General features: G+C 67.8%; 19 protein-coding genes. 4 read left to right on the plus strand and 15 right to left on the minus strand.

What is annotated here, in order from left to right:
• Nucleotides 1–40: 40 nt before the first annotated feature.
• Nucleotides 41–3,208, plus strand: coding sequence for an HAD-IA family hydrolase (locus LK10_RS06475; RefSeq protein ID WP_043121295.1), 3,168 nt, complete (start codon nt 41–43; stop codon nt 3,206–3,208).
• 49 nt (nt 3,209–3,257) lie between these two features.
• On the opposite strand, the gene LK10_RS06480 is transcribed toward LK10_RS06475, so the two are convergent.
• Both LK10_RS06480 and LK10_RS06485 read right to left on the minus strand, forming a co-directional pair.
• A complete protein-coding gene (locus LK10_RS06480) occupies nt 3,258–3,812 on the minus strand; it encodes a DUF421 domain-containing protein (RefSeq protein ID WP_043121299.1) in 555 nt (184 codons plus the stop codon).
• A gap of 68 nt (nt 3,813–3,880) precedes the next feature.
• Complete coding sequence (locus tag LK10_RS06485; protein ID WP_043121300.1) at nt 3,881–4,567, minus strand: DUF5134 domain-containing protein; 687 nt, start codon at nt 4,565–4,567, stop codon at nt 3,881–3,883.
• Between LK10_RS06485 and LK10_RS22565 the strand changes: the two genes are divergently transcribed.
• A complete protein-coding gene (locus LK10_RS22565) occupies nt 4,478–5,068 on the plus strand; it encodes a BlaI/MecI/CopY family transcriptional regulator (RefSeq protein ID WP_081998332.1) in 591 nt (196 codons plus the stop codon). The two genes, LK10_RS06485 and LK10_RS22565, sit on opposite strands and share 90 nt — an antisense overlap.
• A gap of 31 nt (nt 5,069–5,099) precedes the next feature.
• Here LK10_RS22565 and LK10_RS06495 read toward each other — a convergent pair whose 3' ends face one another.
• From LK10_RS06495 to LK10_RS06505, 3 genes are all read right to left on the minus strand, one after another.
• A complete protein-coding gene (locus tag LK10_RS06495; RefSeq protein WP_269429489.1) occupies nt 5,100–7,412 on the minus strand; it encodes a heavy metal translocating P-type ATPase in 2,313 nt (770 codons plus the stop codon).
• Nucleotides 7,409–9,424, minus strand: coding sequence for a cytochrome c oxidase assembly protein (locus LK10_RS06500; protein WP_052207033.1), 2,016 nt, complete (start codon nt 9,422–9,424; stop codon nt 7,409–7,411). Before LK10_RS06500 ends, LK10_RS06495 begins: the two co-directional genes overlap by 4 nt.
• 64 nt (nt 9,425–9,488) lie before the next feature.
• A complete protein-coding gene (locus LK10_RS06505; protein WP_197061871.1) occupies nt 9,489–11,258 on the minus strand; it encodes a chloride channel protein in 1,770 nt (589 codons plus the stop codon).
• Between the two features lie 83 nt (nt 11,259–11,341).
• On the opposite strand from LK10_RS06505, the gene LK10_RS06510 reads away from it, so the two are divergent.
• Nucleotides 11,342–11,830, plus strand: coding sequence for a MarR family winged helix-turn-helix transcriptional regulator (locus LK10_RS06510; RefSeq protein ID WP_043121303.1), 489 nt, complete (start codon nt 11,342–11,344; stop codon nt 11,828–11,830).
• Between the two features lie 13 nt (nt 11,831–11,843).
• On the opposite strand, the gene LK10_RS21235 is transcribed toward LK10_RS06510, so the two are convergent.
• The 4 genes from LK10_RS21235 to LK10_RS06535 form a co-directional block, all read right to left on the minus strand.
• A protein-coding gene (locus LK10_RS21235) for an IS5 family transposase (protein WP_156144065.1) occupies nt 11,844–12,741 on the minus strand; the annotation gives its coding sequence in 2 pieces (ribosomal slippage) (nt 11,844–12,389 and nt 12,391–12,741; 897 coding nt in all).
• A gap of 70 nt (nt 12,742–12,811) precedes the next feature.
• Nucleotides 12,812–13,513 (minus strand): DUF4396 domain-containing protein, encoded by a 702-nt coding sequence (locus tag LK10_RS06525; RefSeq protein WP_156144066.1) that lies wholly within the window; start codon nt 13,511–13,513, stop codon nt 12,812–12,814.
• Between the two features lie 125 nt (nt 13,514–13,638).
• Nucleotides 13,639–15,915, minus strand: a complete 2,277-nt coding sequence (locus tag LK10_RS06530; RefSeq protein ID WP_043121312.1) for a transglycosylase domain-containing protein — start codon at nt 15,913–15,915, stop codon at nt 13,639–13,641.
• A gap of 102 nt (nt 15,916–16,017) precedes the next feature.
• Complete coding sequence (locus LK10_RS06535) at nt 16,018–17,532, minus strand: SulP family inorganic anion transporter (protein WP_043121316.1); 1,515 nt, start codon at nt 17,530–17,532, stop codon at nt 16,018–16,020.
• An 85-nt stretch (nt 17,533–17,617) separates the two neighbouring features.
• On the opposite strand from LK10_RS06535, the gene LK10_RS22230 reads away from it, so the two are divergent.
• A complete protein-coding gene (locus tag LK10_RS22230) occupies nt 17,618–17,986 on the plus strand; it encodes a MerR family transcriptional regulator (protein WP_052207050.1) in 369 nt (122 codons plus the stop codon).
• Here LK10_RS22230 and LK10_RS06545 read toward each other — a convergent pair.
• From LK10_RS06545 to LK10_RS06570, 6 genes are read right to left on the minus strand one after another with little or no spacing between them, the layout of a single operon-like run.
• The gene (locus tag LK10_RS06545) at nt 17,975–19,210 is read right to left on the minus strand and encodes an MFS transporter (protein ID WP_231567647.1); all 1,236 of its coding nucleotides are present in this window, start codon (nt 19,208–19,210) and stop codon (nt 17,975–17,977) included. The genes LK10_RS22230 and LK10_RS06545 overlap by 12 nt on opposite strands.
• 59 nt (nt 19,211–19,269) lie before the next feature.
• The gene (locus tag LK10_RS06550; RefSeq protein WP_043121321.1) at nt 19,270–19,854 is read right to left on the minus strand and encodes a V-type ATP synthase subunit D; all 585 of its coding nucleotides are present in this window, start codon (nt 19,852–19,854) and stop codon (nt 19,270–19,272) included.
• Complete coding sequence (locus LK10_RS06555; RefSeq protein WP_269429490.1) at nt 19,851–21,275, minus strand: V-type ATP synthase subunit B; 1,425 nt, start codon at nt 21,273–21,275, stop codon at nt 19,851–19,853. The genes LK10_RS06550 and LK10_RS06555 overlap by 4 nt, the downstream gene beginning before the upstream one ends.
• On the minus strand, nt 21,272–23,029 hold the full coding sequence (locus LK10_RS06560; RefSeq protein WP_156144069.1) for a V-type ATP synthase subunit A: 1,758 nt from the start codon (nt 23,027–23,029) through the stop codon (nt 21,272–21,274). The genes LK10_RS06555 and LK10_RS06560 overlap by 4 nt, the downstream gene beginning before the upstream one ends.
• Nucleotides 23,017–23,541 carry a V-type ATP synthase subunit E family protein gene (locus LK10_RS06565; protein WP_043121323.1) on the minus strand — a complete coding sequence of 175 codons (525 nt, stop codon included), beginning with the start codon at nt 23,539–23,541 and terminating at the stop codon, nt 23,017–23,019. Before LK10_RS06565 ends, LK10_RS06560 begins: the two co-directional genes overlap by 13 nt.
• Nucleotides 23,538–23,762 (minus strand): V-type ATP synthase subunit F, encoded by a 225-nt coding sequence (locus tag LK10_RS06570; protein ID WP_043121325.1) that lies wholly within the window; start codon nt 23,760–23,762, stop codon nt 23,538–23,540. The genes LK10_RS06565 and LK10_RS06570 overlap by 4 nt, the downstream gene beginning before the upstream one ends.
• Nucleotide 23,763 lies beyond the last annotated feature (1 nt).

A 23,763-nucleotide genomic window follows, 5' to 3' on the forward strand; every position in this document is an offset into this window, starting at 1 on the left:
GGCACTGGCAGCAGGGTTCAATCGCTGGTACAAGTTGGCCATGACCCGCTCGCCAACGTGGGACGCCGCCCGGCCGCCGTTCGACGCGGTTGTCTTCGACCTCGACGGCGTTGTCACCGACACGGCGGTCGTGCACGAGGCCGCGTGGCGGGAACTGTTCGACTCCGTCCTGAACGATCCGAGAGCCGCAGACGGCGACGGCGCCCAATCCTTCAGCCGGGGTGACTACCTCCGTTTTGTCGATGGGCGCCCTCGCGAGGAAGGTGTTCTGGCTTTCCTCGGGTCCCGGGGCATCTCGATAGCCCGCGGGAGCGCAGACGATGCGCCCGGGAGCTGGAGCGCCTTCGGCCTCGGCGCGCTCAAGGATCAGCTCTTCAAGAAGCGCCTCGAAGCCGGAGGCGTCGAAGTGTTCGAAGGGACGGCGCAACTGCTCAGCCGCCTTCACGCCGGCCATGTGCCCGTTGCGCTCGCGACAGCGAGCCGCAACGCGGAGGCGGTTCTGAAGGCGGCGCACCTTCAAGGCGCGTTCGACGTCGTGATCGATGGGGTCGAGGCCGCCCGCCTTCGCCTTCCCGGCAAGCCCCGCCCTGATACGTTCCTCGAAGCGGCCAGGCGCCTGGGGCTGGAGAGTGGACGCGCCGTCGTCATCGAAGACTCCGCCGCGGGCGTCGAGGCGGCGCACCGCGGCGGTTTTGGACTCGTCGTAGGGATCGACCGGGGCGGCCGCCGAACCGAGCTCGAGAAGGCCGGGGCCGACGTCGTCCTCGACGATGTCGGCGAGCTCGATCTCGGGCTCGTCATAGCCGACCCTTGGCTGCTCGTCTACGAGGGCACCGACCCGGGCCACGAGGGGCATAGGGAGGCACTCACCACTCTGTCCAACGGGTATGTGGGCGTTCGAGGAGCAGCGGCGGAGAGCGGCAGAGGCGGCATTGGCTACCCGGGCACGTATCTGAGCGGCGTGTACAACCGGGTGGTGAATCTGGTTGAAGGCCACGAGACTGAAGACGAGCACATGGTCAACGGGCCTAACTGGATCCACCTCGACCTCAGCATCCGCGGCGGGAACTGGTGGTCACAAGGCGGCCTGACGCTCATTTCGGAGCGCCGCGTTCTGGACTTACGCCGGGCACTGCTCACCAGAGAGGCCGTTCTGACAGACGACGACGGCCATCGGCTACGCGTGCTCCAGCGCCGTTTCGTGTCCATGGCAGACCCCCACCTCATGGCCCTTGAGACCACAGTCACGGCTGAGGGGTGGAGCGGGAAGGCGACAGTCCGAAGCGGCTTGGACTTGGACGTGAGCAACGAGAACGTCTTCGAGGACTCCCTGCTGGCCCGTCGCCACCTCGTTGACGTCACCGCACTGGACGAGGGCGAGAGCGCGCACGCGAACGTTCTTACAGCAGAGGCGGAGACCATCCAGAGCAAGGTCCGCATTGCCACCGCGATGCGGACGGTCCTTGAAGGAGCAGGCGGCCACCCAGGAGCCACGGGGCGCATCGGCGGCCTGCACTTCCATGAATTCACTCTCGAGCTGCTCGAGGGCAGGCCGGCGCGCATCGCCAAGACGGTCGCATTCGCAACCTCGCGGGACCGCGCCATCTCCTCGCCGAAGACGGCTGCGCTTGCCGCCCTCGAGCGCTCCGAGCGGGCCTTCGGGGAGCTTCTCACAGAGCACTCGGCGGTGTGGAAGAGGCTGCTTCCGCTGTTCACCGTGCGCGTCGACGCAGCAACCCACGTGCAGCTCGTGGTGAACCTGCACGTGTTCCATGTCCTGCAGGTCTTGGCCCCGTGCGTCGCCGACTTGGACGTCGGCGTACCCGCCCGGGGACTGCACGGCGAAGGCTACCGGGGGCACGTCTTCTGGGACGAGCTGTTCGTGCTGCCGCTCATCACGTCGCGGATTCCCGCCGTCGCCCGCTCGCTCATCGCCTACCGCTGGCGTCGCCTTCCCGCGGCCCGGGCAGCCGCAGCAGCGCAAGGCCTCAAGGGCGCGCTGTTCCCATGGCAGAGCGGGAGCGACGGCCGGGAGGAAACCCCGCAGTGGATCTTCAATCCGCGGTCGGGACATTGGCTGCCCGACCGCTCCCGGCTGCAACGCCACGTGGGCCTGGGAATCGCCTTCAATGCGTGGCAGTACTTCGAGGCCACCCGAGACAGGTACTGGCTGCTCCAGCAGGGGGCAGAACTGGTGATCGAGGTCGCTCGGCTGTTCGTGGCCCTGGCCGAGTACGACGTCGAGGAGGACCGCTTCCACCTGCGCGGGCTGATGGGGCCGGATGAGTATCACACCGGCTACCCCGACCGCCAGGCCGAGGGCATCGACGACAACGCGTACACCAATGCGATGAGCGCATGGGTCTGCCATACGGCGTGCCGCATCCCCGAACTCGTGCAGGGGCACGATCGGGAAAGCCTGATTGAGCGCCTGAGGATCCGTCCCGAAGAGCAGGGACAGTGGGAACACCTGAGCCGCCGAATGGCCATCCCCTTCCACGACGAAGGGATCATCAGCCAGTTCGCCGGCTATGGGGACCTCGAGGAACTCGACTGGGACGCCTACCGGGACAAGTACCACAACATCGAGCGTCTGGACCTGATCCTCGAGGCAGAAGGCGACAGCACCAATCGCTACAAGCTCTCCAAGCAAGCCGACGCCCTCATGCTTCTGTACCTCTTCGGCCGGGATGAGCTGATCACGCTCCTTGACCGGCTCGGATACTCGGCGACGCCCGAACAGCTTGCTCGCAGCGTTGACTACTACCTCAGCCGCACTGCGCACGGCTCGACCCTCAGCCGAGTCGCACACGCTTCGGTCCTTGCGAGCATGGATCCAGAGAGGGCCTGGGAGACCTTCAGAGAGGCGCTGGACGCCGACCTCGACGACACACAGGGCGGCACAACACGTGCGGGCGTCCACTTGGGCGCCATGGCGGGAACGATCGACGTGGTCCAACGCAGCTTCGCGGGCCTCCGCCTCACCGCTGATGCCCTCGTCTTTGCCCCGCAGCTGCCACGCGAGCTTCGTTCCGTGGCCTTCAGGGTGCGCTACCGCGACCAGTTGCTCGACATCCGCCTCGAACACGGCAGGCTCTCCCTGGTCTCGGCTCCGGGTGACGCCTCACCCATACGCCTCCGCGTGGGAAACGAGGAGGCTCTGCTGGCAGCCGGCGGCTCGCATCATTTCCGCCTTTCAAAGGCGTAGCGCTCCCCCGACAATGGAGTCGCGTCCTCGCCGTCGTCTCCGACGAGCCTCACGAACCGCCCCCGACGTCGAAGAGCGCCTCGAGGTGCTCAATTCCGCGAACGTTCTGCATCATCTCCCGATCGAGGTGGGTGCCGCGCCGGATGACACTGATCTCGCCGGTGGGTTCAAGGATGACGCAGGCCACTTCGGACGGACTCCCGATGCCCGCAAGGCGAAGGCGGGGCCACAGTTCGTCTTCGACCATGTGACAGCGTTTGAGGTTCCCATGGAGTATTTCTGCTCCGGCCATGAGGAGCAGCGGCGGGCTGTCGAGCAGCTTCCGCGAGCGGCTCACGCGTTGGAGCTGGCCCGCCATCGCCTGCATCGCGAAAAGGGTCAAGAGCGCCACAACGCCCCCGGCAAGGTTGGGAGTGCGTCCGAGGGCGGCGCGTCCAATCACGGCCCCCAAGGCGACGGCGCTGGCGAGATCGGAGCTGGACACGCGCGCGAGAGGGCCTTGGCCGAGGATGCGGACGAGCACGACGAAGACCCAGTAGATCGCCGCAGTCGCGACGGCGACTTGGAGCGCCTGGGCCGGGGTGATCAGTAGCTGGTCCAACATCCACATCCTCCTGAACGAGACCAATGTGCTGCTTCCCGCTCAGCTGTGCGGGGAAACCAATTGGTCCTTCAGGGCAGGACCAGGAGCCCGAAGCCCATCAGCATGACCGCCGCCATGCAAACAGATGCCGCAGTGCGCCGTCGTTCGCTAGCGCTCTGCCCCGATCCGCGGCGAGCCACGGACCTCAGAAGGAGCCCAGCGAACACGACGAGCGCCACGACGAACAGCAGGAGGCAAACCCACGAGGCCAGGGCCGGCCACCCCGAGAGCACTCGGGACATCCCAGTGCCAGGAGCAGGGTTCATGGGCATGGCAGGTTCGGCCCCTGCAGACATGTGCATGGGCATGGGCATGGCCATGGCACTGGGCCGAGGGGCCTTCATCGAGGCCATCGAGAGGCCCATCGCCACATACATCCACGCCATCGCGACCATCATCAGGAGGTGGTACCACAGCAGGACGCCGCGATGATGATGGCTCTCAAGTCCCGACGAGGAGCGGTGGGGCTCAGGGACGAGGATCTGGTATCCGTAGACCGCGGCCGCGCCGGCGAAGACGAGGGCACCCACGAGAGCCGGGATCGCCATCCCGAACGGCCAGACCATCGCAGTCATCCCCGCCGCCATCACGAGGTGGAGGACGGCGTTGAGGCGGGTACGCGGCCCATGCCTCTGGCTGAGGTCCGGAACGTAGAACGCCACGACGGCGGCTGCCAGGACGGTGACCAGCCACTGCAGAACGATGTTGCCCGTCAAGAGGATGTCCTTCCCGCCGGCGCCATTCGGGCAGTGGATGCCGGTCGGACGCGGGCATGCCCGACCGGTAGGATCGTTGGCCGGAGGTGGAGCTTGAGAGATCGTCGCCCGCGGGGGCAACTGGAGGGAATCGTAATGCGTGCCCTCTGGGAAGCCGACGGGGCCCTGAGCGCCCGTGACGTGCTGGGACGATTCGAACAGGGCGAGGTCCCGGCGCTCACGACCGTCCTGACGGTCCTCGAGCGGCTCCGTGCCAAGGGCCACGTGGTTCGGACTTCTGCGGACGACGGCACTGCCCGCTTCGCCCCAGCACAGCCCGAGCCGAGCTTCGTCGCGGCGAACATGCTGACCGTGCTGACCGACAGCCAGGACCGCGGCGCCGCGCTCCTGCATTTCGCCGGCCATCTCCGGGACGAGGACGCCGAGCTCCTCCGCCGCGCTCTGGGCTCATCGCAGCGAACCCGGTCTGTGCCCGATCCCCACGCGAGCCAAGCGCCGTGACGTTCGTGCTGTCGCTCCTCACGGCACAGCACTAGACGGCCTCACGAGCCATCGTCTCGCCCACTCCGTACTCGACCACTCTGCGCGAGTAGTCCCGAGAAGCGGGTTCGAAGTTGCGCAGCCGGAGGCTGTTGGAGACCACGAGCACCGAGGAGAGCGCCATGGCCGCCGCAGCGATGAGCGGGTTGAGGAGGCCGAGGGCAGCGATTGGGATCGCCGCGATGTTGTAGCCGAACGCCCATACGAGGTTGAGCCGGATGGTGCGCAGGGTGCGGCGCGAAAGCAGGATGGCGTCGACGACCGAGCCGAGGTCATCGCGCACCAGAATGATGTCGGCTGACTTCATGGCGATATCGGTGCCACGGACCATGGCGAGGCCGAGCTCTGCGGTGGCGAGGGCAGCTGCGTCGTTGATCCCGTCCCCGACCATCGCAACCCGGTGCCCTTGCGCCTGGAGCCTGGCGATCGCCTCAGCCTTCTCCGCAGGCAGCACTCCCGAGACCACGTCTTCGATGCCCGTCGCCGCAGCGGCGGCGCGGGCTGGTGCCTCGGCATCACCCGTGAGGAGGATGCTGTGGAGGCCAAGCGAGCCGAGCCGCTCGACCGCGGTCGCTGCAGAAGGCTTCACCTCGTCGGTGAGGGCGATGACGCCCCGCACCACGGCGTCAACGGCGACCAGGACAGCCGTGGCACCTTGGGTGTGGAAGCGTTCGACGGCGGCAACAGCCTCGCTCGGGACAGCGAGCCCCTCATGGGCGAACAGGCGCGGACCGCCGACGGTCACGGCCGCGCCGTCGACCTCGCCCCAGGCACCGAGTCCGGGAAGGGCTGCGAAACGGCTGGCGCGCGGAAGATCCCCGAGTGCGGCACGCGCCGCCTCGGCGATCGCCTTCGCGATCGTGTGCTCTGAGCCGGACTCGACGGCGCCAGCCCACCGCAGGAGCTCGGCGTCGGTCGACCCAAGCGGCTCGAGGCCGGCCACGCGCATCGCCCCGGTCGTGAGGGTCCCCGTCTTGTCGAAGACCACCGTGTCGATCGCCCCGCTCGCCTCGAGCGCGTCCTGGCCCTTGATCAGGATCCCGAGCTGGCCGCCGCGACCGACGCCGACCATGAGCGCCGTCGGAGTCGCGAGACCGAGCGCACAAGGGCACGCGATGATGAGGACGGCGACGCCGGTCCCGAACGCATCGCGCGGAGCGGCGCCGAGGAGCAGCCACGAGATCATGACAAGGATGGCCACGACGATGACGGCCGGGATGAAGTACTGCGAGACGCGGTCCGCGAGAGTCTGGATGCGGGCCTTGCGCCGCTGGGCCTCCTCCGCGAGGGCGGCCATCTGCGCGAGGCGTCCTTTTGGACCTACCGCCTCGGCACGGATCTCGAGGCGCCCGGTGAGGTTGACCGTCCCCCCGATGACCTCGGAACCAGCCCGCACCTCCACCGGAACCGATTCCCCCGTCATAGGGCTCGTATCGATGCCGGAGGCGCCGTCCAACACGGTGCCGTCGGCGGCGAGACGCTCGCCTGGACGCACGACGAATGTCTCCCCGACGCGCAGCTCACCCACCGGGACAATGTGTTCAAGGCCCTCACGCAGCACCCGAACCTCGCGCACCGCGAGGGACGCGAGAGCGTTCAGGACGTCCCCGGCGCGCCTTCGGGAGCGGGCCTCGAAGTAGCGTCCTCCGAGCTGGAAGGTGATCATCCCTGCAGCGACGTCGAGGTAGATCGCGTCGGCGCCTTGTGGCGTGACTCCGAAGCCGAGCCAATAGCCCGGGCCAGAGGAGCCGATGACGAGCGTCACGACAGCCCAGCCGAAGGAAGCAAGGCTCCCGAGGGAGACAAGGGTGTCCATGCTGAGGGATCCTCGGGCGAGGCCACGCAGCGTCGCTCGGTGGAACGGCCATGCAGCCCACGCCACGATCGGGATCGCCAAGAGGACGCAGACGAGCTCCCAGTCAGGGAAGCGCCAACCGGGGACGAGGGCGAGGAGGATCGTGAGGTCGCACAGGGGGATCGTGAGGATGGTCGCGACGGCCAGGCGGCGGCGGAGCGAGCTGATCCGGGTCTCGGCAGCGCGAGCCGACCACACGTCGTCGTCCGCTTCCCGCACAGCGGCGCCGTAACCGGCCTTCTCAACGACCCGGATTGCCTCGGCCGCGCCGGCAGGTTCGATGCCGTGGACGACGGCGCGCTCCGTGGCGAAGTTCACCACTGCATGGACGCCGTCGAGCTTGTTGAGCTTGCGCTCGATCCTGGCTGCGCAGGCCGCGCACGTCATCCCTGAGATGTTGAGCTCGAGCGGTTCCGTTGCCACCTCGATGGGAGTAGCTGCTTGCGTCACGGGCGCTCCTCCAAGGGACTCGAATAGCGGCGCTCGGACAGTTGCCCGAGCATTTCGTTGTACGCCTCGAAACTCTCGTCGAGCCCCGAGTCGAGGTGCCGGTCGAGGCGCTTCGTCTCGCGGCGGTCCTGCCGCGCCCACTGGGTGAGGAGCGCGAAGACGACGACGAGCAGCGGCAGTTCGCCCGCGGCCCAGGCGATGCCGCCGCCGGTGTACTGGTCGGAGTGCAGGTCGGGCCACCACGGGCGGGTGAGCCACTGGTAGAACTCCTGGGCGATCACGCTCGTGCTCGTCATGACGATCACGCCGAAGAACGCGTGGAACGGCATCGCCGCGAGCACGAGGCCGAGCTTGCCGAGATGGGGTATCGGACGCGGCGGCTTGTCGACGCCGATCACGAGGCTGTAGAAGAGGTAGCCCACGATCAGGAGGTGCACATTGAACAGCTGATGGGCCCAGTGGTAGCGCATCGCCTGCTCGAAGATCGGGGTGAAGTACAGCACGTAGTACGAGCCGATGAACTCCACGAAGACCCACAGCGGATTGTTCAGGTGCTGGAGCAGTGGCCAGTGCAGGATTGCCTTGACCCACTCGTGGGGACCCGGAGCGCGGCCCGGCGCGGCCGCCGTCGTGGCCCGAAGCGCAAGCGTGAACGGGCCGCCGAGGACCAGCAGCACCGGGCAGAGCATGTTCAGGCTCATATGCAGGATCATGTGGAGGCTGAACGAGGCGTCAGCATATTTGCCGAGGCCAGACGAAGTCGTCAGCACCACGGCGAGCCAACCCAGAAGCCACGCGATCGTGCGCCCCAGCGGCCAATGATCCCCGCGTCGACGCAGGCGCGCGACGGCGAAGAGGTACAGCCCCGACCCCAGGACGGACATGACGAAGAAGAACGTGTTGAGGCGCCAGTCGAAGGCCAGCACCGCTAGCGTGGGGGTCGCGTTCACGTCGTAGCCGAAGAACAGCTGCATGATCGACGTCGGCGCGAAGTAGTTGGGCGGCGGGACGCGGGACATCGCGATTTCGAGCCCGCCCATCGCGGCCATGAGGACGACGGCGACAACGCCCGTGTGGCGCATCCTCGCCCGCGCCTCGCGCACGTCTGCGCCCGGCAGCCCTCGCAGACGCAGCTGCAGTGCCCCGAGAGCCGCCAAGAGGACGAACCACGCGGTCAGGAGCCAACCCGTGGCGCTCGCAAAGGGCGCGGACCCGTCGAGGAAGAACCAGGCCTCAACGCCGCCGAAGAGCGCCATCATTCCCCAGCAGACCGCCGCGACGCGCCGGTAGCGCTGGATCGTCTGGCCCCAGATCGCCTTGCGCTTCAGGAGTCGGTGCGTCAGGACTGCCGTCACGCCGAAGAACACGGTTTCGGCCGGGACTGCGTAGATGGCGGCGTCGCTGCCGAAGTCATGGTTCGGGCCAACGAGCACCTGGGTGACGAGCACGGGACCGAGGACGCCCGCGAACGCGATCACCAGCAGCGCGAGGCCGGCGGCCCAGTGCCGCGCCAGGCGGAGCCCTACGAGGACTGCGAGAGCGCACAGGCTCGTGACGATCCAGGCACCCGGGAGGTAGGAGGCCTGGATGAGGTAGGTGAACGCACCGGGGTCGAAGACATGGGTGACGGCATAGCCGTTCGAGTCCGCGCCGTCGACGGCGATGAGGGCAAGGGAGGTTACGAGCCACACGGCTGACGACCACGTCACGAGCCGTGCGTCCGCGGGGTCGGCCCGGGGCGCGCGCAGCTCCCCCGGACGTCCCCGGAGGAACGCGGCCTGGAACAGGCCCCCGACGCACAGGGCCGAGGCCGCCCACGCGACCACGTGGAGGAGGGTACTGGCGACGGCCGTGCCGATCCCCGGGAAGTCGCGGCTCAGCTCACGGTAGGGCGCCGCACCGAGCATGAGCGCCGTTGCGAGTGCGATTGCCGAAGGGATGATTGCGCTCCACCAGAGGTGGCCCCCTGAAGGAGCCGGGCGCTGGACCGAAGCAGGTGCCTTGGAAGCCATCGCGGGCCACTCTACATGATGTAGAAGAGGCTTTTCTGGGAAAGGACGGGTCATAGGGAGCTCCTCACGAAGCGGCGACGAGCCGGTGCAGGACGTGCTCGGTGCTGAGCCATCCGCACAGGTGCCCGTCGGTATCGATCACTGGGAGACCATCCGTCTCCCCTGCGGCCAAGACCGCCTCGACGGCGGATTCGAGTCCTTCGTCACGCCCCAGGGCAGCCGCGGCCTGAGCAAGCGCCCCGACGGTAAGGCGGTCGGCGTCGTCCTCGTTCTCGAGGCCGGCGGCAAGCGTGGCGGGAGTGATGACGCCGGTGAGCCTGCCCATCGCGTCGACCACCGGGAGTGCACCGTTTGCCTCGAGGAGCCGCCTGCCGGCCTCCCGCGCCGAGAGGGTTTCGACCACCGGCTGCGGAGCCTCCCCCATGGCCTGGGCGACGGTGTGCCCCTCGAGCACCGCCCTGCCCCTTGCGGGTGCGGAGATGTCGACGCCCCGACGGAGCAGCTTGCGGGTGTAGATGGTGTCGCCGCTGATCAGGGCGGACAGGGCTGTGGCGACCAGGACGGCAAGGAGGAGCGGGAGGATGAGCGAGTACTCACCACTGAGCTCGAAGATGATCAGGCCTGCGGTGATCGCCGCCCTGGTCGAGCCGGCGAACACCGCGCCCATGCCGACCAAGGCGAACGCCCCCGCGTCTCCGGCCAACGACGGGAACAGGAGTGCGACGGCCTGGCCGAACGCCGCTCCCGCGGTCGCCCCGACGAAGAGGGAGGGCGCGAAGACTCCCCCGGAGCCGCCGACCCCGATGGTCAGGCTTGTGGCGAGGATCTTCGCCGCCCCCAGGACCAGGAGGAAGCCGAGCGCGTAGTGGCCCAGGACGCTGTTCTCGAGCACCGGGTAACCGACGCCGTACATCTGCGGCAGGGCCAGGAGCAGGCACCCCAGGAGCAGTCCGCCCAGTGCGGGGCGAAGCCACTCGGGTCCGCGCCAGAGCCAGTCGCATACGTCCTCGACCGCGTAGAGGATCTTCGAGAAGAGGACTCCGATCCCCCCAGCCACGAGGCCGAGCAGGGCGAACAGGAGCATCTCGGCGGGGTTCGAGACCGTGAACGCCGGCAGTTGCAGGAAGGGGTAGTTGCCCAACAGCGCGCGTCCGACCACGGAAGCGGCGATCGAGGAGAGCATGACGGCGGCGAACGAGCGCGCGGCGAAGTCCCGCAGGATCAACTCGAGCGCGAAGAACACGCCAGCGATCGGGGCGTTGAAGGTCGCGGCGATGCCACCGGCGGCCCCGCAGGCCACAAGGGTGCGCAGCTGAGCTTCCGAGGAGCCAGCCAGCGTGCCGAGGCGTGAGCCCAGCGCCGAGCCGATCTGTACGATCGGCCCCTCGCGGCCCACCGACCCGCCCGATCCGATGGTGAGCGCCGAGGCGAGCGCCTTGACGACGGCGACGCGTCCCTTGATCCGCCCTCCCTTGCGGGCGACGGCGTACATCACCTCCGGGACGCCGTGGCCCCTCGCCTCGCGGGCAAAGAAGTGGACGAGCGGTCCATAGATCAGGCCGCCTACTGCGGGGGCGAAGATCACGAACGCCGGACCGAGCCAGGGGACCCAGTGGTTCGCGGGATGGCCTTGGGTCCCGGCATAGTCAGCGGCACCCGAGAACAGTTGGGTGGCTCCGACGATGAGCCAGCGGAATGCGACAGCGGCAAGGCCGGCGCCGAGGCCCACGATCACGGAAAGGAGTACAAGCGGCAGCGACCCTACCCCGAGCCGCTCACCCACGCCCCGGCCGAGAGCTCTGATTCTGGAACCGCGGACGGCGGCAGACGGCACAGGAAAAGCTCCTAAGCTGTAAAGTGACAATATTTGCACGATGCACACGTTTGTAGAAGACCATAGCAGGGAAGGGGGCCTTTATGTCACCTACGGGCCGTCAGGCACAGGGCAGCGGGGCCTACGACGAGGTCGAATCAGTCCTGCGAGCCTCACGCGCGCTGCTCGGCGTCGTCGCGCGGTCTGTCGCCGAGGCCCTCGAATCCGTCACACTCCCGCAGTTCCGGGTCTTGGTGGTCTTGGCGAGCTCGGGCCCGGTCCCCATCGGCATCCTCGCTGCCAAGCTCGGCAGTGTCCCCTCCACCTTCAGCCGCTTCCTCGATCGCATGGAGGACGCCGGTCTCGTGGCCCGGCAGCCAAGCCCGGACAGCCGGCGGGAAGTCCTCATCGCGCTTCAGCCAAAGGGCGCTGCAATAGTCGAAGAGGCTACTGAAAGACGCCGTCAGGCGATTGGCGAAATCCTTGAGCGCCTGGACAGGAACGAACGGGCAGCGATCCTCGCGGCTATGGACGACTTCTCCGCCGCAGCCGGCGAGCCCGCACCTGAGACGCTCCTGATCCTCGGCCTCTGAGTCCCTTCTGGGCCTAGGGCGTGTCTGATAAATGTCGCAGCCATGCGATCGTCGCGTTGAGGACAACGGCGGCGCGGTAGACGATTGCGAGCTTGTCGTAGCGGGTGGCCAGCCCTCGCCATTGCTTGAGGTGGCAGAAGCGGCGTTCGACGACGTTGCGGTTGCGGTAGTCGGCGGCGTCGAAGGCCGGTGGCCTGCCGCCTCGTGAGCCGCGGCGTTTGCGGTTGCCCTTCTGGTCATCGGGCTCGGGGATGACGGCCTTGATGTCCCTGGTGCGCAGGTGGGTGCGGATCGCTCGGGATGAGTAGGCCTTGTCCCCGCGCAGCGCATCCGGAACGGTCCGGGGTCGGCCGCCGCCGATGCGCACCACCTTCAAGGCCTCCAGGAGCGGCAGGAGCATCGGGGAATCGGCGGCCTGCCCGGGGGTGCAGGCGGTCACCAGGGGCAGGCCGTGCCCGTCGACGAGCTGGTGGATCTTGGTGGTGAGGCCCCCGCGTGAGCGCCCGACCGAATGGTCAGGCGGCTCCGCGGCCGGATTCGTGTAGTTCGACGAAGCCCCCTGTGGTGCGGGCGATGTTGGTCGCGTGCTGGTGGGCGCGGGCGATCGTAGAGTCCACGGACAGGCTCCAGTCGATCTTCCCGGCCGCGTCCGCGGCCGCCGTCAGACGGGACAGGACCCGGTCCCAGGTCCCGTCCCCGGCCAGGCGCCGGTGCCACGTCCACACCGTCTGCCACGGGCCGAACACCTCCGGCAGGTCACGCCAGGCGATCCCGCACCGGTACCGGTACACGATCCCCTCGACCATCGACCGGGCATCGGCGAACGGGCGCCCCTTCCGCCCCGTCGGACGAGGCAGCAGATCTTCGATCAGCGACCACTGGGCATCGGAGAGCAACTGGAACCGAGACACGCCCTCAACGATTTCAGAGCAAACACCCGAATTTGTCAGACACGCCCTAGCCCCTCCAGACGCTCGCCGCTCACATGGCCTCCTTGACGCCCCTGCGGATCAGCCAGACGTTGGCGGGCCAGGCCGTGGCGAAACCGATCACCATGCCGATCTGCATGAGGAACCAGTAGACCGGCGAGTCGGGGTGGAGATGGGGCCCCGGGAAGAACACGAAGGACATGAGGGCCATCCACCCGAATAGGCCGACCTCGAACGCCGTCAGGGACAGGACGTCTGCCTTGGCCGCGGCGATGATCCCCTCCCTCATGCCGAGGCCCCGCATCGGGGCAATCGCGAAGTACTGGAAGGCAAGGCCAAGGGCGACAGCGAGGATGTAGTCCCCGATGTATTCGCTCCACAGCGACGCCCCGGCGATGCTGAACCCGAGGACGAAGACCAGGGTTTCGGCGACGATGTCCCCCAGCGTGCACCCCGCACCGCAGTGGCTGACCCCGACGGCGACAGTAGCCCACTCGGGCTTCTCGGGCGGGTGCTTGCGGCCCCTGCGCTCGAGCCAGCGCCTGCTGGTCGGGCGCCCGAACCTCCAATACCCCCATAGGCCCACCGGGCCAAAGTAGAGCGCCGTCACCGGCCAGACCGCCTCCATGACGGGCATCTTGAGCCGGTGGCCCCTCACGTAGATGTCGGCCGCGATCACGGCAGCGCTGACGAATGCGACGGCCAAGCTGAGCCAGGCCAGGACGGTGAGCCACTGCGGCACGCCGGGACTCACGGCGTCGCCCTCGAAGACGGCTCCTTCTCTTTGCTGCCAATCTGCAAATAATGCATGTTACATGGTTCCCCGGCTCGGCGATCGGGAAACCAGAAGCGACGGCTCGAGAGGCCGCGCGGCCTCCCTCAGCCCTTGCCCTTTGCCTTGCCTCTGCCGCTCCGGGCGGGCGGCGCGGGGCTGGCTGGAGGCTGAACACTCAAGCCGCTTCCGGATTGGTGGGCTGGCTGCTGTTTCGGCGCGGCCGCGCCCGTGATGAGGTTCTGGGGCGGCGGATCGAAGTTCCCGTGGTCGTAGTACGCGTACGCATGCTGCATGTACTGGGCCCATTGCGGGCCAGCGATGTAGGCGCCGTCGACGACGGGATAGAAGTGTCCGTTGACCGTCAGGTTGCGTCCGAGCCTGGCTGTGGAGTTGAAGGGATCGCCGAAGAACGAGGCCGTGGCCAGGCCCTTGGTGTATCCGACGACCCAGGTCTGGTTGTTGTACTGGTTGGTGCCGGTCTTCATCGCGTCCGGGACGCCGAGCTTCTCGGGAATGAGCAGGCCTGAGCCCTTGGTCACGACATCCTGGAGGACGTTCGTCGCCGCCTGAGCGACCCCGGGCTTGAGGGCGTTCGCCTGACAGCTCTGGTTCTGGCCGCCGATCTTCTTGCCGTGGGCGTCGTCAACCTCCGTGATGGAGATCGGCGTGCAGTACGTCCCGTCGGCGTCGAAGGTGGCGAAGGCGTTGGCCATCGTCAGCGGGGCGACATTCTCGCCGCCGAGGAGGTTGCCGAGGGTGGAGAGGTTGAGTTTGTCCCCGGCCTTGTCGCCCTTGTGCAGCCCGAGGGCATCTGCCGCGCGCTGGATGTCGCAGAAGTCGTTCAGGCCGGCCGCGGAGGCGAAGGTTGCGGTGTTGATCGACTGGGCGATGCCCTCCCTCACGGTCATCGGCCGGTACCAGCCGGGCTCGTCGTTCTGGAGGTCATTGGTCGCTCCCTGGCCGACCTCGGCGTCGTCGTACGCGCCGGTGACCTTGGTGCAGGTGTCCCGCCAGGGATAGTTCAGGGGGTACACGCGCCGGGACGCGTCCACGACCTGGTTGGTGGGCTTGCCCTCGTCCAGCCAGGCGGCCAGGGTCACGGGCTTGAGGGTCGAGCCGGGCTGCATGCCCCCCACCCCGCCGAGCGGGTTGCCGTTGGCGTCGGCGCTGTCGACGTTGAAGTTGTAGCTCGTGACGAAGTCGGTGCCCTGGCCGGCGAGCTCGCGGGAATTCTGCGCCATGGCTAGGATCTTCCCCGTTCCGGGCTGGACCGTCACGAGAGAGGTTCCCCACTTGTCCGGGTGCGGCCCGGTCGTGGCGTCGACCTGCTGCTGGGCCGGCCCCTGCAGACGGGGGTCGAGCGTCGTCTTGATCGTCAGCCCTCCGCTCGTGACCCGCTGGACCCTGTCCTTGGCGGTGGCCCCGTACGCGGGGTCGTTCTCGACCTGGTGCAGGACGAAGTCGCAGAAGTACGGGGCTTGCGCCGCATACTGGCAGCCCTGCCTGGGCGGGTTCAGCTTGAGCGCGAGAGGGGCCTTGACGGCCGCGTCGTGCTGGGCCTTGTCGATGTACCCGTGCTCGAGCATCGCGTCCAGCACGAGATTCCGTCGGGCGACCGCCCTGTCGGGGTAGGCGGTCGGGTCGTAGTAGCCCGGCCCGTTCACCAGGCCCGCGAGCAGGGCCGCTTGGGGCAGGTTCAGGTCCTTCGCGTCCTCCGAGAAGAAGTACTGGGCCGCGGCCTGGACCCCGTAGGCATTGCCGCTGAAAGGGGCGATGTTCAGGTAGCCCTGGAGGATCTGGTCCTTGGACTCCTGCTGCTCCAGACCGATCGCGAGCTTCATCTCTCGAAGCTTGTCCCCGATCGTCTTGTCGCCGTTGAGGACCACGTCCGAGCCCTTGCCCTGGGCGACGAGGTCCTCATTGAGCACGTTCGTCACATACTGCTGGGTCAGCGTCGAGGCGCCCTGACGGCCCCCGCCCGCATCAACCGTGAGGGCGCGCAGGATTCCCATGGGGTCGATGCCGCCATGCTGGTAGAAGCGGTAGTCCTCGATCGCGACGATCGCGTTGCGCATGTTCATCGACATCTGGCTCAAAGGCACATCGGTGCGGTTCTCGGTGAACAGGGTCGCGATCAGCGAACCATCTGAGGCCAGGACCCGGGTCACCTGCGCTGGCGGTGTGACCTTCAGATCGCTCGGCAGGCTGTCGAAGAACTGCACGGAGCCGTTGGCCGCTGCTGCCGAAGCGGCGACTGCGGGTGACATGAGGCCCGCCACCAGAACGCCGCACACCGAGCTGACCGCCACGAGCGCGAGCAGCTTCCCGAGAGCTAAGGCGACGCTCACGGGCCACTTCCTGCCGGGGGCTTCCTTGCTCATGGTCGGGCTCCGATCTGGTGTCGAGAGTTGTGAGCGTCGGTCGTCGGGATCGACTACTGTGCATCCTGCAAATGTTGTTACCCTACACCGGTTCCCGTTCCCTCAGCTGACCGCGGCGAGTTTCCCGCTCAGGCGGTCATGCATCGCCTGAGATCCCGCATTCAGCCCCACGATCGTGACTTCGACATCGTGGTGCCGGTACTTCTCGGTCACCGCGTCGAGTGCAGCGACCGTGGATGCATCCCAGACGTGTGAGTCGTGCATGTCGATCGTTACGCGCTGAGGGTCGTGGGCGTAACGGAACTGGCTGTACAGGTCATTCGAGGAGGCGAAGAACAACTCGCCGTCCACCGTGTACACGGCGGTCTCGACGCCGTCGCGCTCGACAATCTCGCGCTTCACGGTGACGAAGTGCGCCACCCGCCGTGCGAAGAGGATCATCGCCACGAGCACACCGGCGCCGACGCCGATGGCGAGGTTATTGGTCGCGACGACCACGACGACGGTCACCACCATGACGGCGGTCTCGCTCTTCGGCATCCTGTGCAGGGTGGAGGGGTGGATGCTGTGCCAGTCGAAGGTGGACACCGAGACGAAGACCATGACGGCGACGAGGGCCGCCATCGGGATGAGTGCAACGATGTTCCCGAGGGGTACGACGAGGAGCAGCAGGATCGCTCCGGCAAGGAATGTCGAGATGCGGGTGCGGCCGCCAGCGGCCTTGACGTTGATCATGGTCTGGCCGATCATTGCGCACCCGCCCATTCCGCCGAAGAAGCCGGTGACGATGTTCGCTATGCCCTGCCCCCACGCCTCGCGGGTCTTCGACGAGCCGGTATCGGTGATGTCGTCGACGAACTTGGCCGTCATGAGAGTCTCAAGGAGCCCCACGGTCGCCATGCCCAACGCGTAGGGGCCGATGATCTGCAGGGTGTGGAGGTCCAGCGGCACGTGCGGGAAGAAGAGGGTCGGCAGGCTATGGGGCAGCTGGCCTTTGTCGCCGACAGTGGGCACGTGCAGGCCGACGACGACGGCTGCGAGCGTGAGCACGATGATGGCGACGAGCGGAGCCGGCACTGCGCGGGTGAGCCTGGGCAGCACGAACACGATCAGCAGGCCGACACCGACGAGGGGGTAGACGGCCCATGGCACACCGATGAGGTTTGGAAGCTGGGCAGAGAAGATGAGGATCGCGAGGGCATTCACGAAGCCGACCATGACCGAACGGGGAACGAAGCGCATGAGCTTCGCGACGCCGAGGAGACCGAGCAGCACCTGCAGGGCTCCGGCGACAATGACGGTGGCGACGAAGTAGTCCGTGCCGTGCGACTTCACGAGCGGAGCGATGACGAGGGCGGTCGACCCCGCGGCCCCGGAGATCATTGCCGGCCGGCCCCCGACGATCGAGATGGTCACGGCCATGGTGAAGGACGCGAAGAGCCCGACGCGCGGATCGACACCCGCGACGATGGCGAACCCGAGAGCTTCCGGGATGAGGGCGAGGGCGACGACGAGGCCGCCTAGCACCTCCGTCTTCAGCCTTCGCGGGGTCCGCAGCGCTCGACGGACGGACTGGGCCTCCTCCGGGGTCTCGGTCACGTGGGCGAGGGCAGGCACAGGTCTCCTCAAAGTGGTGCGTCGGGAATGCCTTCAACTCTACCCTCACGTAAGGGTAGATGTGGAATCCCGCTACAGTGTGGGGGTGCATATCGGTGAGCTCGCGGAGCGCACGGGCCTGTCCCTGCGCACGATCCGCCACTACGACGAAGTCGGTCTCCTCCCCGCGCGCATGCGGACCCAGGGCGGGTTCCGGGTCTACGAGGAAGACGATGTCGAGCGGCTCCAGCTCATCAAGCGCATGAAGCCCATGGGCTACAGCCTTGAGGAGATGGCCGAGATCCTCGGCCTGCTGCTGGACGCTTCGCCGATTCCGCACGGAGCAGATCTGGGCGAGTTCATCGCTGAGGCGGAACGACGCCGCGACAAGCTGGCCAGGAATTTGGCGCAAGCAGAAGAGCTCGTCGCGCTCCTGAGAGGGTGGGAGCCTCCGCGGGACGAGTCAGCCGGCTGACCGACTGTGGCCCCTTCGCCCTTCCCGCAAGAGCGGAATCATGAGGGCGAGGGCGAGCGCTTGGGTCGCAAGGGTGAAGACGACGACGGCCGGGATCGAGACCTCGTAGAGCGCACCGATGATGGTCGAGCCCGCGAGCCAGGCGAGACCGTAGATCGCCGTGAAGGTGCCGTAGGCCGTGCCCCGGTGGGCGCTCGGGACCAGGTCTGCGACGGCTGCGCGAAGGGTTGATTCATGCATGCCCATTGCTGCTCCCCACACCGCGGCGCCGACCCAGACGAGGGCGACTTCAGTGCTGAACGAAAGGAACGGGACCGCGGCCGCAAGCGGGAGCGCGATAAGGAGGCCGCCCAGTCCGAGCCTGTCGTACAGGGCACCCGAACCAAGGGCGGCGAGGGCAGCCGCGCCCATCGCGACTGCGTAGGCCACGGGGATCAGCGGCCCCGGAAGCACGCTGCGCACCTCGAGGTGGTACGAGATCACGGCGAAGGTCGCGAAGCCGAGCATCGAGGCCGCCGTGAAGGTGCTGTACCACCAGAAGGTGCGCGGCAGCCGCACGGCACCCTCGGTTGGCTTGGGCCCTCCGGCAGCGCCCTGCGGGTGGTCGCGGTCGTAGCGCTCGGGCGAGGGCACAGCGCGTCGAACCCAGAGGACCGCTATCACGGCCAAGACCCCGGGAATGGCCAGGATCGCGAAGCCAGCCTGGAAGCCGGAGACGGCCACCATGAGCGCTACGAGCAGGGGCCCGACGAAGGCCCCTGACTGGTCGAGGGCCTCGTGAACCGCGAAGGCCTTCCCCTGCCCCACGACCGTCCCTGCGTGGGAGAGCATGGTATCGCGGGCTGGAGTGCGCACTGCTTTGCCGAACCTCTCCGCGACCACCAGCAGGGAGGCCTGCCAGAGGGTCTGGGCGAGCGCCATCAGCGGCACGGCCACGATGGTGACCAGGTACCCTGCTATCGTCAGCGGCCAGTAGCGACGGGTCCTGTCGGCCAATGGCCCGGTGCCGAGGCGCAGGACGAGCGAGACGGCCTCGCCGAAGCCCGTCACGAAGCCGACCAAGGCACCGGAGGCACCCAAAGTGGCGAGGAACGGGCCGGTGATCGAGCGCGCCCCCTCGTAGACGACGTCGGCGAGCATGCTCACGAGCCCGAACGCGAGCACGAACCCAAGCGGTCCGACGCGGTTCGATCGCTCAGTCAGGGGCCGTTCTCTTGGTGCCAATGGACGCCTTTCTCGCAGGTGAAGACGAGAGTGGCCGAAGCCTTCAACCGAAGAAGAGCTTAGTCACGCGTCGCCCAACGCATCCTCAGCAGCTCTTCGAGTTCCTGCTGCTCCAACTGGCGGCGGCCTTCGAGCAGCTCTTGTTCGAGCCTAGGAATACGCCGCTTCTCGAGTACTCGCAGCCTGCGGCGAGTTCCCGAAAGCTCGGAAGCCAGAAGAAGCACCGCGCGGTCGGCAACCGCGCTCGCAGCCGCCGCGAACACGGCGTCACGGTGCGCGGCCACACATCGATGGAGCGACCAGCCGCCGCCGCTCGGTTCCAGTGGGGGAAGAACGCACTCGTTCCCAACCGGGTGAGCGGCGCCAAGCGTCGTGCCCCAGACGACGCCGACCGTTGCCTCCTGCTGGGAGCCTGCCTCGGCGAGGTGGTCCGCGCCGTCGAGCGCTTCCGCGCGGCGAAGCCATCGCCGGGCGTCCTCCGCGCGCTTCCGCCATTCTTCGGCGGCACGTGCAGCTTCGGCTTCCCGCCGGCCCAGCTCCTCCGCGAGGATGCGCTGCTTCCGGTCGAGCATGCGGGCCCCAGCTTGGGCAGCAGAGAGCCGCCGTTCAGCGGCAACGATCGCAGCACGTCCAGCAGCCCTCACGGAAGCTCGCCTTCCTCCGGAAGGTACTGCTCGACGAGTGCTTGCGGAATCATGTTCAGCTCCCGCCGAGGGAGGCTGCCGAGCGCTCTCCACACCCTGTTCAGGGTGTCATTGATCTTTCGGGCCTCGGACCTGCCCTGGTTCAGGAGCTCTTTCTCGAGCATTTCCCGGTAGGCGAGGTAGCTCTGATCGGTCTCGCTCATCGCCGCCGTGCCGACGAGCTCGGCGAGCTCCGCCGTCTGCCGTGCGCGTGCGAGGGCGGAGAGTGCCTGTGCCGAGACGTGGAGGTGATCCTTCCGCGTTCGCCCCTCCCCTACGCCGCTTCGCATGAGCCGGGAGAGAGAGGACAGCACGTCGACAGGTGGATAGATGCCCCGCGCCGCGACATCTGCCGAGAGCACGATCTGACCCTCGGTGATGTATCCGGTGAGGTCCGGCACGGGATGCGTGATGTCCCCGGCAGGCATGGTGAGCACGGGCATGATCGTGACCGAGCCCTCCCGGCCGCGCACCCGTCCGCACCGTTCGTAGATGCTGGCCAGATCACTGTAGAGGTAACCTGGGTAACCGCGGCGAGCCGGGATTTCCCCACGTGCGGCAGCCACCTCCCGAACCGCCTCTGCATAGCTCGTCATGTCCGACATGATGACCAGTACGTCGACGCCTTCCTCGTACGCAAGGTGCTCGGCAACCGTCAAAGCGATTCGCGGAGTGAGGATTCGCTCGATCACCGGATCGTCCGCCGCGTTGAGGAACAGCACAAGCTCGGATGCCGAGGAGCGCTCCTCAAGCCTGTCCCGCACGAAGGCGATATCGGCATGGGTCATCCCCATCGCTGCGAACACTACGAGGAAGGAACTGCCGGAAGCCGTGGCCTGAGCTGCGATCTGGGTTGCCAGGTCCAGGTGCGCAAGGCCCGGAACGGAGAAGATCGGCAGCTTCTGCCCTTTGACTACCGTCATCAGTGCATCCACCGCGGAGATCCCCGTGACCACAGGCTCTTGGGGAGGTTCGCGATGGATGGGATTGAGGGGCCATCCGTTGATCGGCCTCACGAGGCTTCCCCCGACGGGAGGCCCGGAGTCCAGAGGCGCTCCGCGTCCGTTGCAGGCTCGTCCCAGCCATCCGCGGCCCACGGGGATGTGCAGCGGTTGGCCCCCGAACCGTACCTCGAGGCCCCCCAAGGCGAGCCCATCTGTTGGTTCGAGGACCTGGAGTGTCGCCAGATCCCCTCTGACCTCGAGGACCAGCCCGTGCCGCACCGCGCCGTCGGGCGAATCGATCTCGGCGAACTCGTCCCAGCCGACGCCTTCGGCTCCGCCGACCACGAGAAGGGGGCCCCGGAGTTCACGGACGTCGGCGTGGGCGACAGACGGGGCCCGATCCTGGCCCTCTGCGATCGTCCGCGATCGGCTGCTCACGCGAGCTCCGCGAGACGACGCAGCAACGTCTCCTGCCGTCCGACGACGCCGGCTGCGTCGTCGGAGGCCGTCTCCTCTGCGGCCCGAAGAACGAGCCCGTAGTCAGCCTGCTCGATGGTGGCCGCGGATACGCCGCGGTCGATCAGCTCGTGGCACGTGTCGACCGCGGCGAGCGCCAGTCCGAGAAGGGCTATGCCCTTCTCGGTGGAACAGTAGCCGTCGTTCCTGCTCAGCGCATTCTGCCGCAGCACGCCTTCGCGCAGGAGCCGTCCGCCGAGTATCGTCACGCGTTCATGGCCGGGCAGCGAGGTGGTTCCGATGACCTCGGCGAGCGCCGCGAGGCGATCCGCTTCGCTCAAGATGACCGAGGCCCGCGTCCTCTGGCTTGCCCACGCCTCGTTGCCGTTCGTGCCGTGCCAGACTGCGATGGCGTCGAGGTCCCGGGTGAAGGACCCCGACCAGCTCACGGCGGGATAGTGGCGGGCATATGCGAGGTCGGGGTCGAGAAGCCAAAGCGAGCGCACGAAGCGCTCGGTGTCCGTCGTCACCGGCTCGGTCATGTCCCCGCCAGGGGGCGAGACGGCGCCCACGACAGTGACGGAGCCGACCCTGCCTCCGAGAGTCACCACTCGGCCGGCGCGCTCGTAGAAGGCGGCCAGATTCGAAGCGAGGCTCGCGGGATAGCCTTCCTCGGCTGGAAGTTCGCCGTTGCGATTTGCGAACTCGCGGAGCGCCTCCGCCCAGCGAGAGGTCGAATCGGCGATGACAAGCGCGTCGTAGCCCATGTCCCTGAAGTACTCGGCGACCGTCAGCCCGGTGTACACGCTTGCTTCGCGCGCCATCATCGGCATGTTCGAGGTGTTCGCAATGATGACGGTCCGATCGATCAGTCGGCCTCCGGTTCGGATGTCCTCGAGTTCCGAGAGCCCGGCGAGGACGTCCGCCATTTCGTTCCCGCGCTCGCCGCAGCCCACATAGACGATCACATCGGCCGAACTCCATTTGGCGATCTGCTGGAGCAGCAGGGTCTTGCCCGTGCCGAAGCCTCCCGGGACGGCCGCAGCAGCGCCGAGGGGCAGAGGGAACATCAGGTCGAGCACCCGCTGCCCGGTGTGGAGGGGCGCGACGTCGGCCGTCCTCTCACGGAACGGACGCGCACGGCGGATCGGCCATCTCTCGCCGAGGGCCACCTCCCGCTCGCCCACGCGCGCCACGGGGTCTGACAGTCTGAGGGGAGCCGGTCCTGAGACCCAGGTGATCTCGCCGGCTGTCGTCGAGGGCACAAGCACTCGGTGTTCGAGGGAGCCCGAACCTGTGATCACCCCAAGGAGGTCTCCGGGCGAGACCTCGTTTCCCAGGGCGGCAGTGGGAGAGAAGTTCCATGTCTTCGCAACGCCCCCCGAGAGCACGCCTTCGTCCCGCTCGGCAGTGAGCCACAGCGACTCGGAGGAGAGAGGGCGAAGGAGACCGTCGAAGACACCGCCTAGGAGTCCGGGTCCCAAGAGACCCGCCAGTGGGCTGCCTGTGCCGTCAACCCGGTCCCCGCAGGCGAGCCCGCCGGTGTACTCGTAGGCCTGGACAATCGCCCGCGTCCCGGTCACCGAGATCGTCTCACCGCTGATGCCGTGGGGGCCGAGCCGCACGAGTTCGAGGATGGCCAGACCCTCAAGTCCCTCGACCTCGACGAGAGGGCCGTTCACACGCACGATCCGACCGGCCCTCCTACCGCCGGCCGCATCGGTCACTCCAGCCACAGCTGCGAGACCTCCTCAGGTGTGCGCTCGGCCTCCCGGAGGGCCAGAGCGGGCAGAGAGAGGTCGAGCCGGCGTGTTCCCGCGACGGCAGCGATGCCTCCCTCCGGACTCTCCGTGAGCACCGCATCGGCGCCGAGCGATTCGCGGGCCTTCGCCGCCAGCTTGGCCAGAAGGAGGCCGTAGCGAGGATCGTGGCGAGCCGCGGCAGCACCGTCGCGCAACTGACGCAGCAGTTCGAGCCTCAGCGCCTCCTGTGCCGCGAGCACGCGCTCCCGTGCTGCCCGGCGCGTTCGGGAAGAGCGGGAGCGCGCATCCGCTCTCGCGTCTGCCTCGCCCTGGGCCGCCGCGCCATCCGTGATGCGGCGCGCTTCGGCCTCCGCTTCGGCCCTCAAGGAAGCCGCCCGCCGTCGTGCGTCAGCAACCATCTGGTCTGCCATGCCCTCAGCGGACCGCCGAAGCGCTTCCCTCAGCGGACCGAGTGCGGCCTCCGCAGCGCTGTTCAGGGTGCTCACGGCGGCAGCACCGCCACGAGAGGGGCATTGGCGGGATCGGACAGGTCGGCTACCGCCTCGGCCGCGCGGTTCGTCAGGATTACGAGGCCGGTCTCCGGGGGCAGGTCCGCCCAGCGGCGCCGAACCTCCGCCGAATCCTCTGCGGCCAGGACCCGCACTCCCGCCATGGCGAAGCCGGCGAGTGCGGAGGACTCGCCGAGGGCGACGACGGCCGGCGGCATG

Source organism: Sinomonas humi, assembly GCF_000802235.1.
Lineage (GTDB): Bacteria > Actinomycetota > Actinomycetes > Actinomycetales > Micrococcaceae > Sinomonas > Sinomonas humi.

Excerpts from the sequence above, each read along its gene's own strand:
- LK10_RS06475 (WP_043121295.1), top strand. The coding sequence starts at position 41 with ATGACCCGCTCGCCAACGTGGGACGCCGCCCGGCCGCCGTTCGACGCG.
- LK10_RS06480 (WP_043121299.1), bottom strand. The coding sequence starts at position 3,812 with ATGTTGGACCAGCTACTGATCACCCCGGCCCAGGCGCTCCAAGTCGCC.
- LK10_RS22565 (WP_081998332.1), top strand. The coding sequence starts at position 4,478 with ATGCCTCTGGCTGAGGTCCGGAACGTAGAACGCCACGACGGCGGCTGC.
- LK10_RS06500 (WP_052207033.1), bottom strand. The coding sequence starts at position 9,424 with ATGGCTTCCAAGGCACCTGCTTCGGTCCAGCGCCCGGCTCCTTCAGGG.
- LK10_RS06510 (WP_043121303.1), top strand. The coding sequence starts at position 11,342 with ATGTCACCTACGGGCCGTCAGGCACAGGGCAGCGGGGCCTACGACGAG.
- LK10_RS06530 (WP_043121312.1), bottom strand. The coding sequence starts at position 15,915 with ATGAGCAAGGAAGCCCCCGGCAGGAAGTGGCCCGTGAGCGTCGCCTTA.
- LK10_RS06570 (WP_043121325.1), bottom strand. The coding sequence starts at position 23,762 with ATGCCGCCGGCCGTCGTCGCCCTCGGCGAGTCCTCCGCACTCGCCGGC.